Below are 13,104 nucleotides of genomic sequence, written 5' to 3'. Positions count from 1 at the left end.
TATTGCGATCTATCTAGATATAATAGATGCAATACTTATTTAAGTTTATGTATAAAATAATATAGTTATATTAAACAATCTGTTTAATACATTTCATTAATATAGATTTTTGTCTAGCAGCTTTATTAACGTGCAAAATACCTTTTAAAGCATATCTATCAATCATAGATTGTAATATACAAAATGTTTGATACGCTTTTTCTTTGTCTTTTTTTTTAATAAAAAAATATATCTTTTTTATAAAAGTTTTAATAGTAGACCGTTTACTACAATTACTTTGTCTACGTTTTTCGGAAACAATTACATGTTTTTTAGATGCTTTTATATTAGCCATAATGATCATATCCTCATATACAAATACTATTAATAAAAAATTATTTATATTTAAAAATTGAATAATATTGAAAATATAAATTTTTATTTATAAAGTACACAACTCAACTATATATATTTTATATATATAAAATATATATAAAATATATATTATTATTCATGTTAAAATAGTATTAATTTATATTAAAACAATATTATTAACTATATAAATAAAAATATATTATTAATTATTATAACAAATATATATAGATATATATCTATATATATTTATATTAATATTGTAATTATTTATATATTATTATTTATAATTAAAATTTTTAATAAATATTATTATTTTAAATATTTATTTGAAAATAATAATAAAATGCTTATTAATAATGAGATAATTTTTTTTTATGTTACTCCATAACAATATATCTACTAATTTACTATGAGCTACGTATGAATAAAATTAAAGAATCTTTGAATTTACCTAAAACAAAATTTCCTATGCAAGCTAACTTAGCTGTTAAAGAAATAAAAATATTAAAAAAATGGAAAAAAAATAAATTATACGATACTTTGCATATAAATAAGAAAAAAAAAAAAATTTTTTCTTTACATGACGGTCCACCTTATGCTAACGGAGATATTCATATTGGTCATGCTGTCAATAAAATATTAAAAGATATTATCTTAAAATCTAAGCGTATGTCTGGATTTTTTTCACCATACATTCCTTCCTGGGATTGTCATGGACTACCTATTGAACAAAAAGTAGAACAAATACTAAAAAAAAAAAAAAATACTATTAATCCACATCAATTTCGAGAAATATGCCGTAAATATGTATTAGAACAAGTTAACAAACAAAAAAAAGATTTTATCAGGTTAGGAATTCTTGCGGATTGGAAAAATATAAACTTAACTTTAGATTATAAAAATCAAGCTAATACAATAAATGTATTAACAAAAATTGTTAAAAAAGGATATATTTATCGTGATTTAAAACCTATTCATTGGTGTTTTCATTGTCAATCTTCTTTAGCTGAAGCTGAAATAGAATATCAAAAAAAAAATTCGTTATCTCTTTACGTTTTATTTCTAATAAAAAATATTAATTTATTAAAAATAAAATTCTATAAAAATATAAAAAAAAAAATAGATCTTATCGCTAAAATTTCCATTGTTATTTTTACTACAACTCCTTGGACATTACCGACATGTCAAGCTATTGCTATTAATCCGCACTTACATTATCAATTAATAAAAATAAAAAAAAATTATTATATTTGTGAAAAAAAATTAATAAAAAATATAACTAAAAAAATTAATGTAAAAGATTGGACTATCCTCGGTGATATAAAAGGAAAAAAACTAGAAAATTTACAATGTATACATCCATTTTTAAATATTTTTGTTCCGATTATATCATCTGAACATGTATCTAATGACTTAGGAACTGGAGCGGTTCATATGTCTCCAGACCATGGATATGAAGATTTTATCGCATGTAAAAAATATCATATAAAACCTAATCATACCGTTAATTCGTATGGATTTTATAATCTACCAACATGCCATTCGTTAAATAAAATTCATATATTTAATAAAGAAAACATAATTTTAAAATTATTAAGTAATAATAAAAAAATATTTTTTTTAGAAACTATTCAACATTCTTATCCACACTGTTGGCGTCATAAAAAACCTGTCATTTTACGTACTACACCGCAATGGTTTATCAAGTTAAATAATTTATTATTACAAGAAAAATTTATAAAAGAAATTGAAAAAGTTTTATGGATTCCGCAGTGGGGAAAAAATAAAATGAAAATAATGTTAAAAAATAGACCAGATTGGTGTATTTCTAGACAAAGAACTTGGGGTATACCAATTCCGTTCTTTATTCATAAACATACTGGACAATTACATCCTGATACTATTTCTATAATGAAAAAAATAGCAAAAAAAATTCAATTATACGGTTATGACATATGGTGGAAGTCTAATACAGACACGTGGTTAAAAGAAAATGCTAATATGTATGATAAAATCAATGATGTCCTTGATGTATGGTTTGAATCAGGATCAAACCATCAACTCAAAATATATAAAAACAATATCGATAATAAATTAAATTATCAAGCTAACTTATATTTAGAAGGATCAGATCAACATCGAGGTTGGTTTATGTCATCATTAATTACATCAGTAATTACTAAAAACCGCGCTCCCTACAAATCAGTACTTACTCATGGATTTGTTCTTAATAAATATGGTCAAAAAATGTCTAAATCTTTAAAAAATAATAAAAAACCTAAAGACATTATTAAAAAATGGGGAGCAGATATTTTAAGATTATGGACAGCTTATACAAATTATACTAGTGACATATCTATTTCTAATAAAATATTAGAACAAATTTCTGATCATTATAGAAGAATTAGAAACACAATTCGATTTTTATTTTCTAATATTTTTGATTTTAAAAAACACATTCATACCGTAAAATATGAAAAAATGTTATTACTAGATCAATGGATTATACACACCACATATCAATATCAAAAAAAAATTATTAAAAATTATTCCAATTATAACTTTCACAACGTAATACAAAAAATTATTAATTTTTGTTCTATTAAATTAGGATCTTGTTATTTAGAACTCATTAAAGATCGATTATATACTCAGCACAGTAATAGTGTAGAAAGACGAAGTAGCCAAACAACAATATTTTATATATTAAATTCTCTTATACGATGGATTTCTCCTATATTATCTTTTACTTCAGAAGAAGCTTGGAATTATTTAAATAATAAACAAAAAAACTCTATATTTACTGAAAAATGGTTTAAAAAAATAAAACCGCTATCGAAGAATATTCCTTATAATATATTTTTCTGGAAAAAAATATTTACTATACGACATGAAATAAATAATTATATAGAACAAGCGAAAAAAAATAAATATATACGTAATTCATTAGAAATAATATTAATATTATTTGTAAATAAAAAATTATTTAAATTACTTTTATCCTTTCATAATGAACTAAAATATATATTTTTAGTTTCTGAAACGCAACTACACAAATATTCTTCTGCTCCAAAAATAGCTTACTGTAGTAATAGTATAAAATACTTAAAAGTTATAATTAAGAAAAGTAATAAATTAAAATGTCCAAGATGTTGGCACTATTCAAAAAGAAATCATATTATAAACCATAATATGAACTATTGTTATAAATGTATAACAAATATCAATCAAACAGAAAAAAAACACATTTTTTTATAAAAATTTACATATATTTTATTTATAAAAATAATTATTATTATAAATTAAAAATAATAATTATTTTAAAATATTCAAATAAATACTACAAAAATCGTAGTCAAGAAAATTATATAAATAATAATATTGATAGGTTTATTTAAAATAAATAAAAAATTTATCAATATTTATATTTACAGTAATTGTCAAATAATATATTAAAAAAAGGATAAATAATAAATATGAAAAATATAAAAACTAATGTCGTAATTTCCGGTGCATTAGGTCGAATGGGAAAAATTTTAATTAAAGAAATCAAAAAAAATAAATATATTTCATTAAAATATGGATTAATTAAAAATACAGAAATTAAATATCATGATAATAATAATCAAAATGATTTATTAAATAAAAACAAAATTTTTACTACATTAAAAATCCTCAAAAAAAATAAAAATATTTCATCGTTTGATACAATAATTGATTTTAGTACGCCCTTAGCTACAATAAAACTGATAAAATATTGTATTAAAAATAAAAAAAAAATGATTATAGGAACGACAGGTTTTAACTCTTTACAAATAAATAAAATCAAACAAGCTTCTAAAATAATTCCGATATTATATTCTCCTAATTTTAGTATTGGTATAAATATGATACATAAAATAATAGAATACATGTCGCATATATTAGGTAATAATTCTGATATTGAAATTATCGAATCGCATCATCGAAATAAAATCGATGCACCATCAGGAACTGCATTACAATTAGGTAAAATTATTTCAAAAACAATGAATTGGAATTTTAAAAAATCGGCTATCTTTTCACGACACGGAAATATCGGAATACGAAAAAATCATACCATTGGTTTTTCAACTATTAGAGAAGGTATTACAATCGGTGAACATACAGTTTTATTCTCTAATGAATATGAAAAAATTTCTATTATACATAAAGCTAATAATCGATCAGTTTTTGCAAAAGGAGCGCTTCAGGCAGCTATTTGGATATATAATAAAAAAAATGGTTTGTACAATATGTCTGATGTAATTCCAAATATCCCTATTTTATAAAAAATCACCATATATAAAGTATTAATAATAATATTGTTTATATTCACAACAATCATATATTAGGAGAATATTTTGTTAAATTTAGCAAATTTAATCTTAGAAGATGGTACCGTTTTTAACGGTATAAATGTAGGTATAGAAGGTGAAACAATTGGAGAAATAGTATTTAATACAGCTATGACTGGATATCAAGAAATTTTAACAGATCCTTCATATTTAGGACAAATTATTTCATTTACGAATCCGCATATTGGTAATGTAGGAACAAATCAATCAGACGAAGAATCTAATAAAATTCATGCCAACGGTATTATTACTCGATCTATGTCTCCTATCGAGAGTAATTTTAGAAGTAAACAAAATCTATTTCAATATATAAAAAAACATCAAATTGTTGCAATCTCAAATATTGATACAAGAAAACTAACTCATATTTTACGAAAAAAAGGATCTCAATACGGATGTATACAATCTGAAAAATATCTAAACATCAAAAATGCTATTCAAAATATCAAAAATTATAAAAATATAAATAATAAAATTATATCTATTGGAGTAAAAAAAATTACAAAATGGAATGATATACCCGTACAATCTATAGGTAATAAAAAAAAATTCCATGTTGTAGTCTATGATTTTGGTGTTAAAAAAAGTATATTAAAAATATTAGAACAAAAAGGATGTCAAATTACTTTAATTCCATCCGATACATCTATAAAAAATATATTATCTTTACAACCTTCTGGAATTTTATTATCAAACGGACCCGGTGATCCAAGATCATATTCCATATCTATTAATAACATAAAAAAAATATTAAATTTTTCAATTCCTATATTCGGAATTTGCCTTGGTCATCAAATTTTAGCATTATCTCTAGGAGCGAGGATTATTAAGATGAAATTTGGACACCACGGATCTAATCATCCAGTCCAAAATTTATATACAAAACGTGTCTTTATTACTACTCAAAATCACAATTTTACTATTGATGCAAAATCAATAAAAAAAAATATGGTTATTACACATATATCCTTATTTGATAAAACTATTCAAGGAATTAAATTAAAAAATCATCCATCTTTCAGTTTTCAAGGACATCCTGAATCTAATCCAGGTACTCATGATATTCGAAAATTATTTGACATTTTTATTAAAAATATGCATAACAAGGAATCTTTAAATGCCTAAAAGACATGATATAAACTCTGTATTAATTATAGGATCTGGACCGATTATAATCGGACAAGCATGTGAATTTGATTATTCCGGAGTTCAAGCTTGCGCAGCACTAAAAGAAGAAGGATACACAGTAATACTAATTAATTCCAATCCAGCTACTATTATGACAGATCCTGAAATAGCCGATAAAACATATATCGAACCTATCAATATTAAGATTATTGAAGAAATCATAAAAAAAGAAAAACCAGATGCTATTTTACCGACCATGGGAGGACAAACTGCTTTAAACTGTGCTTTGAAATTACATCAAAAAGGTGTATTAAAAAAATATCAAGTAGAATTAATAGGTGCTACTATACAATCTATTCAAAAAGCTGAAAATAGATATTTATTCGAAAAATCCATGAATAATATTAATCTAAAAACAGCAAAATGCGGTATTGCTCATAATATAGAAGAAGCAAATACCGTAATTAAATCTATTGGTTTTCCTTGTATTATACGACCTTCATTTACTATGGGAGGTAGCGGTAGCGGAATTGCATATAATTATGAAGAATTTCAAAACATTTGTATACAGGGTTTAGAATTATCTCCGATATCTGAATTATTAATCGATGAATCATTAATCGGCTGGAAAGAGTATGAACTAGAAGTAATACAAGATAAATCAAATAATTTTATTGTTATTTGTACTATTGAAAATATAGATCCTATGGGTATCCATACTGGAGATTCTATCACTGTTGCACCCGCTCAAACATTAAGTGATCGAGAATATCAAAAGATGCGTAATGCTGCAATTATGATTCTTAAAGAAATTGGTGTAACTAGCGGCGGATCTAATGTACAATTTGCCGTGCATCCAAAAACTGGAAAAATGATAGTTATTGAAATGAATCCTAGAGTATCCCGATCATCAGCTTTAGCTTCAAAAGCTACGGGTTTTCCTATTGCGCGAATTTCTACAAAATTATCAATAGGATATACTTTAGATGAATTAAAAAATAATATTACTGGACATGACACCCCAGCAGCATTCGAACCCTCAATTGATTATGTTGTAACTAAAATGCCTAGATTTGATTTTAAAAAATTTTATAAATGCAATGATCGTTTAACTACCCAAATGAAATCAATAGGAGAAGTAATGGGTATCGGCCGAACATTCCAAGAATCATTACAAAAAGCTATTAGAAGTTTAGAAATTGGATTTACAGGATTTGATATGAATATTAATATTCAAAAATATAATACCATTCAAATAAAAGATAAAAAAATACAGTATGAATTAAAAGAAGCTGGTCCGAAACGGCTATGGTATATAGGAGAAGCTTTTCGTGCAAAATGGTCCGTAAATAAAATTTATAAATTAACATTCATAGATAAATGGTTTTTACGACAAATACAAGACTTAATCCTTATTGAAGAAAAAATAAAATATAAAAAATTATCTGATTTAAATTATTCGGAATTAAAATATTTAAAAACAAAAGGATTTTCAGATTTACGTATTTCTCAATTAATTAATGTTCAAGAACACGACATACGTAAAAAAAGATATAAATTAAAATTACATCCAACATACAAACGTATAGATACTTGTTCGGCCGAATTTTTTACAAATACTGCATATATGTATTCTACTTGGGAAGATGAATGTGAAGCTTATGCTACAAAAAATTTAAAAAAAGTTATAATCCTTGGTAGTGGACCTAATAGAATTGGACAAGGTATCGAATTTGATTATTGTTGTGTACATGCATCACAAATCTTAAAAAAAGATAAATATGAAACAATTATGATTAACTGTAATCCCGAAACAGTATCTACAGATTATGATATATCTGATAGATTATATTTTGAACCTATTGCGTTAGAAGAAATCTTAGAAATTGTACGTATTGAAAAACCACTAGGCGTTGTAATTCAATACGGAGGTCAAACACCATTAAAATTAGCTACATATTTTCAACAAGAAGGAATTAATATATTAGGAACACAACCAAAATATATTGATATAGCCGAAAATAGAAAAAAATTTCAAAGAATTATTTATAAACTACAATTAAAACAACCAAAAAATGATACAGCACGTAATATAAAAGAAGCATTAAAAAAATCTAATCATATAGGATATCCAATAATTGTACGCCCTTCATATGTACTAGGTGGACGAGATATGGAAATAATCTATGATGATAATCATCTTATGAAATATTTTTTAAATCGCGATCGTCAGTCAAAAAACCAATCTATTTTATTAGATCAATATTTAGATAATGCTATCGAAATAGACGTAGATGCTATCTGTGATAAAAAAAATGTTTTTATTGGCGGCGTTATGGAACATATAGAGCCTGCAGGAATACACTCGGGAGATTCTGCATGCACGTTACCTGTTCATACAGTAGATTTTAACACAGAACAAGAAATAAAACGTCAAACAAAAATTTTAGCTCTTAATTTAAATGTATTAGGACTTATTAATATTCAATTTGCTATTAAAAATAAAAAAATATTCATCTTAGAAGTAAATCCGAGAGCTTCTCGAACCATTCCGTTTGTATCAAAAGCTATTGGTGTACCATTAGCTAAAATAGCCATGCGCGTTATATGCGGAAAAAATTTATTAAAGCAAAAAAAAATCAAAACTATTCGACCAAAAAATTTTTCTGTAAAAGAAGTAGTACTTCCGTTTAATAAATTTCCTGAAGCAAATCCTTTTTTAGGACCGGAAATGCGATCTACGGGAGAAGTTATGGGTATCGGTAAAAATTTTTCATTAGCTTTTTATAAAGCTATGCTTGGAATATCCGCTATTATTAAAAATAATGGAACAGTTTTATTATCTGTTCAAAACAAGGATAAAAATTTAATTATTGATATTGCTATAAAATTAAAAAAACTAAAATTTAATTTAGAAGCAACTTCAGGAACATATTTAAAAATAAAAAACCAAGGAATTCCGGTAAAATTAGTTAATAAAATTTATGCAGGCAGACCTAATATACAAGATTTTATTAAAAATAAAAAATATATCTATATAATAAATACATCAATAGACAATAAAAAAAATAAAGAAACTCGCGCAATACGAAAAGCAGCACTGAACTATAAAATACATTATGATTCTACTTTAAACGGAGCTCGTGCTACTATCGCTGCGTTACAACATGTTGGAAAATATCCAATAATATGTTTACAAGATATAAATTAAAAATAATTTTAATAAAGAATCAATATCGTAATATTTCTACTAATTAATAATTTAATTAATAACAAAAATATTCTTAACATATTTGTTTAAAATATAACTTTATTTTTATTAATATAAAAATATTTTATTATTTAATAAATATATGTATTAAGTCATGATAAATACTAATATTTAATATTATTTAAAATAATACCTGTTTAAAAAATTTCATAATAGTAAAAATTATATTACATACAAATATATCTTGATAATAAATCATATATCTTATAGATCTTATGTATCTATTAAGAATATCTCCATAAATAACTATGTACTATATATAGTGATATAACTGATATTTAAACGTATAACTTTAAAAAATTTTTTGCTAATAAATAATATTGATGTATCGAAACATCTTCTGCTCTTAAAAACGGATTAATATTAAATTTTAATAATGTTTTTTCGGAAAATAATTTAGACAAATTATTAATTAAAAATTTACGTCGGTGTTGAAATGCCATGCGGGTAATTTGTTCTAAAGCAAAAAAATATCGATTTATTTTATTTTGATTAAATTTATTATATGGAATAAATCGTAAAAAAACAGAATCTACTTTAGGAGCAGGAAAAAAATTATATCTATCTACATCAAGAACAGGAATAATTTTATAAAAATATTGAGCAAGAACACTTAATTTACCGTACTTCTTATTACCCGGAATTGCTAATAATCTATGCGCCACTTCTTTTTGAAACATGAAATGCATATCAAATATATATACATTATATTGAATTAAATTTATTAGTAAACAAGTAGCAATGTTGTATGGTAAATTACCTATCAAGCGATATAAAATACTTGTATTTAAAGAAAAAAAGTAATGAAAATCAAATTTTATAACATCAGTTAAAATCATTTTAACATGTTTATAATACTTACTTTTTAATAATAAAAATATGATATTTTCATCTATTTCTAAAACTGTAATTTTTTCTACGATATTACAAATTGGAAATGTTAATGCACCTAAGCCAGGTCCAATTTCAATGACTGAATCAATAGTTTTTAAATGCATCTTTTGTATTATTGTATTAATAATAGTTTTATTTTTTAAAAAATTTTGTCCAAATCGTTTAACAGGAATGTGTCGTTCATATGTAAACCTATTCATTAATATACCTTATAAATATTAAACTATATTTACATAATAAAACTATTGATATATATTTAATAAAATTATGAAATGTATATCATATAGACATAATTATTATGTCAATAACTATAATAAAATTCATTACTTGAAAAAATATACCTTTAATATACTTAAATTAAGATACTAAACTATGTTTGCGATTATTATTAATGGTGATATTAAAAATCAATATTTTATATTTTATATATAAAAATATATTAAATATGTATTTAACTAAAGATTTTATAGATTTTATAAATAATTATATCTATATTCATGATAATAATATATCTAAAGATACATTCAAAATAGATGATATTCATCATATCCAAGATATTTAAAATAACCGGCGCGTATTTAAAATAATAATTTTTATAATTTAATATTTTTTAAATACGTACCGATAAATGTTTAATTATAAAATTATTTATTATATATTTTCATTAACATATAAGAAATCTATATGTAATAAAATAGATTTAAACGCATGATATTGAATATCTTTAACAATAACACAAAATTTTTTTTTATCTAGATTAATTAATAATTTTTGAGAAAAAAAATTGCTATTTTTTTGTAAATTAAACACGATATCATGTTCTAATAAAATTAATAATTCTTTCTCTAAAAATTCTTTACCATATATTATTCCTGGAATCTTACAATGTACTTTACGCATGTAACGACTATTATGTGTACCTTTTCCATAACGGTGAACAGCATTTAATGTTATCATATATAACCTTATTAATACAATTAATTTTCAATTTTTTAATACACTAAATTATATCAATACTTTCATTTTAAAAAAAAATTTATCATTTATATGATATCGTATATATAGTACAAATACTATTTTATTTTTTTAAAATACTTTTTTGACATAACAAAGATTGTTGTTGTAACCAAAGTATTTCATTTTTCCACATAGTTATGTTTTTAGTTTCCAGAATTATAGGTATATTTTGAAATTCAGTTATTTGAACAATCTTAGAAAAAACATGTTTTTCTATTTTTCCATAACCCAAGTTATGATGACGATCTAAACGACTGTTACATTTACCTTTAGAATCATTCATATGAATACCATACAAATATTTTAATCCTATTAAAGTATTAAATTTTTTAAATGTATCTAAAAAAATATCTGTATCATTTAATTGATATCCTGCAGCAAATAAATGACAAATATCTAAACACACACCTATTCTAGATTTATCTTCAATTTTATTAATAATAAAAGCTAAATGTTCAAAACAATAACCTACATTACTTCCCTGACCCGCCGTATTTTCTAAAACAATTACTACTTTACGCGTTTGATTTAACACAAAATTAATAGAATCAGAAATAATTTCTAAACATTTTTGTTCTGTAATTTGATATAAATAACTACCCGGATGAATATTAATCATTATCAATCCTAATTGATAACAGCAATTGATTTCATGAATAAAAGCATAACACGATTTTTTATTCATATTTTTATCTGGATGACCTAAATTTATCAAAAAACTACTATGTGGTAAAATTTGTAAAGAAGAGTAACCATATATCTTACAATTTTTATGAAAATTATTCACTATTTTATTTGTCAAAGAAGAATGATTCCAACGCAATGGATTATTTAAAAATAATGAAAAAGCTGTTGCACCTAATTGATGCGCTCGTAATATAGATTTTTCTACTCCCCCTTGGGAACTAACATGCGCGCCTATATATGTCATTAAAATATATTATTCCTATTCTTGTTAATATTAATATTTTATAATAAAAAAAAATAAATCTAGTATAGATATACTAGATTGATTATAATAATTAATATAATTAAAAAAATTATTTTTATAATAAAAAAATATTATTAATATAAAAAAAATTTATTAAAAAAATACATCAAAAACAATATACTTACTTCTAACTTCAATGATATATTGAATAATTTTAAAAACATTATAAATAAAATAAAAAAAATTATGTCAACACATATTCATACATTCTATGAAATCATAAAACTATTAAAAAATTTTTGGCATCAAAAAAAATGCGTAATTTTAGAACCATTAGATATTTCTGTAGGAGCAGGAACCTTCCATCATCATACTTTTTTTAATATTTTAAAAAAAAAATCTTCTTCTATTGCTTATTTACAACCGTCTAGACGACCTTCAGATGGACGTTATACAAATCATCCTAATCGACTACAGCATTATTATCAATTTCAAGTCATTATTAAACCTACACCTAATAATATTCAAAAAATATATTTATCTTCTTTACAAAACATTGGTATTGACATAAAAAATAATGACATTAGATTTATAGAAGACAATTGGGAAAACCCAACTTTAGGAGCGTCTGGATTAGGATGGGAAATATGGTTAAATGGTATGGAAATAACACAAATTACATATTTTCAACAAATGGGTGGAATTAATTGTAATGAACCTACTGTTGAAATAACGTACGGATTAGAAAGAATTGCTATGCATATACAAAATGTACAAAATATTTATGATATATTATGGGATGTACATACTACTAATATAATTAAATATGCTGATATATTTCTAGATCATGAAAAAGAAAATTCACATTATAACTTTGAATTATCAAATACTTCATGCATACTACAATTATTTCAATTACATATACAAGAAGCAAATCGATTAATCAAAAACGTTAATCCGGTCCTTATTCCAGCATATGAACATATGTTATACGCTATTCACTATTTTAATTTACTAGATTGTAAAAAAGTTTTATCAACTACTGATCGAACAGATCATATCTTAAATATACGAAAAAAAATTAAAAAAATTGCCAAAAAATATATTTTTAATCAAAATAAAGAGTAAAAAAA

The 13,104-nt window shown here is 23.2% G+C and carries 9 protein-coding genes; 5 read left to right on the top strand and 4 right to left on the bottom strand.

Translation table 11 applies throughout. The annotated features are described in order from the left end of the window. Nucleotides 1-70: 70 nt before the first annotated feature. Complete coding sequence (gene rpsT / locus APCICUMA2628_RS00505; RefSeq protein ID WP_154027202.1) at nt 71-334, bottom strand: 30S ribosomal protein S20; 264 nt, start codon at nt 332-334, stop codon at nt 71-73. A gap of 440 nt (nt 335-774) precedes the next feature. Here rpsT and ileS point away from each other — a divergent pair, with 440 nt between their 5' ends. The 4 genes from ileS to carB all read left to right on the top strand — a co-directional run bounded on the left by ileS (nt 775) and on the right by carB (nt 9,069). Then, nucleotides 775-3,612 carry an isoleucine--tRNA ligase gene (gene ileS, locus APCICUMA2628_RS00500; protein ID WP_154027199.1) on the top strand — a complete coding sequence of 946 codons (2,838 nt, stop codon included), beginning with the start codon at nt 775-777 and terminating at the stop codon, nt 3,610-3,612. A 218-nt stretch (nt 3,613-3,830) separates the two neighbouring features. Then, nucleotides 3,831-4,664: a 4-hydroxy-tetrahydrodipicolinate reductase gene (gene dapB / locus APCICUMA2628_RS00495; RefSeq protein WP_154027194.1), complete on the top strand. Its 834-nt coding sequence runs from the start codon at nt 3,831-3,833 to the stop codon at nt 4,662-4,664. 72 nt (nt 4,665-4,736) lie between these two features. Next, nucleotides 4,737-5,855: a glutamine-hydrolyzing carbamoyl-phosphate synthase small subunit gene (gene carA, locus APCICUMA2628_RS00490; protein WP_154027191.1), complete on the top strand. Its 1,119-nt coding sequence runs from the start codon at nt 4,737-4,739 to the stop codon at nt 5,853-5,855. Then, the gene (gene carB, locus APCICUMA2628_RS00485; protein WP_154027189.1) at nt 5,848-9,069 is read left to right on the top strand and encodes a carbamoyl-phosphate synthase large subunit; all 3,222 of its coding nucleotides are present in this window, start codon (nt 5,848-5,850) and stop codon (nt 9,067-9,069) included. The genes carA and carB overlap by 8 nt, the downstream gene beginning before the upstream one ends. A gap of 338 nt (nt 9,070-9,407) precedes the next feature. Here the strand turns inward: carB and rsmA are convergent, their stop codons facing one another. The 3 genes from rsmA to nfo all read right to left on the bottom strand — a co-directional run bounded on the left by rsmA (nt 9,408) and on the right by nfo (nt 11,971). Further along, nucleotides 9,408-10,223, bottom strand: coding sequence for a 16S rRNA (adenine(1518)-N(6)/adenine(1519)-N(6))-dimethyltransferase RsmA (rsmA, locus tag APCICUMA2628_RS00480; RefSeq protein ID WP_154027186.1), 816 nt, complete (start codon nt 10,221-10,223; stop codon nt 9,408-9,410). A gap of 451 nt (nt 10,224-10,674) precedes the next feature. Beyond that, nucleotides 10,675-10,980, bottom strand: a complete 306-nt coding sequence (gene rplY, locus APCICUMA2628_RS00475; protein WP_154027183.1) for a 50S ribosomal protein L25 — start codon at nt 10,978-10,980, stop codon at nt 10,675-10,677. Nucleotides 10,981-11,101: 121 nt separating this feature from the next. Then, on the bottom strand, nt 11,102-11,971 hold the full coding sequence (nfo, locus tag APCICUMA2628_RS00470; protein ID WP_154027179.1) for a deoxyribonuclease IV: 870 nt from the start codon (nt 11,969-11,971) through the stop codon (nt 11,102-11,104). A gap of 246 nt (nt 11,972-12,217) precedes the next feature. Between nfo and APCICUMA2628_RS00465 the strand changes: the two genes are divergently transcribed. Then, nucleotides 12,218-13,099, top strand: a complete 882-nt coding sequence (locus tag APCICUMA2628_RS00465; protein ID WP_154027176.1) for a glycine--tRNA ligase subunit alpha — start codon at nt 12,218-12,220, stop codon at nt 13,097-13,099. Nucleotides 13,100-13,104 lie beyond the last annotated feature (5 nt).

Source organism: Buchnera aphidicola (Cinara cuneomaculata) (assembly GCF_900698865.1).
GTDB lineage: Bacteria > Pseudomonadota > Gammaproteobacteria > Enterobacterales > Enterobacteriaceae > Buchnera_F > Buchnera_F aphidicola_AA.
This window is presented reverse-complemented; position numbering and strand designations above follow the sequence as displayed.

Coding starts and splice junctions, on each gene's coding strand:
- dapB (WP_154027194.1), top strand. CDS start 3,831: ATGAAAAATATAAAAACTAATGTCGTAATTTCCGGTGCATTAGGTCGA.
- APCICUMA2628_RS00465 (WP_154027176.1), top strand. CDS start 12,218: ATGTCAACACATATTCATACATTCTATGAAATCATAAAACTATTAAAA.
- rplY (WP_154027183.1), bottom strand. CDS start 10,980: ATGATAACATTAAATGCTGTTCACCGTTATGGAAAAGGTACACATAAT.
- carB (WP_154027189.1), top strand. CDS start 5,848: ATGCCTAAAAGACATGATATAAACTCTGTATTAATTATAGGATCTGGA.
- rpsT (WP_154027202.1), bottom strand. CDS start 334: ATGGCTAATATAAAAGCATCTAAAAAACATGTAATTGTTTCCGAAAAA.
- nfo (WP_154027179.1), bottom strand. CDS start 11,971: ATGACATATATAGGCGCGCATGTTAGTTCCCAAGGGGGAGTAGAAAAA.
- ileS (WP_154027199.1), top strand. CDS start 775: ATGAATAAAATTAAAGAATCTTTGAATTTACCTAAAACAAAATTTCCT.
- rsmA (WP_154027186.1), bottom strand. CDS start 10,223: ATGAATAGGTTTACATATGAACGACACATTCCTGTTAAACGATTTGGA.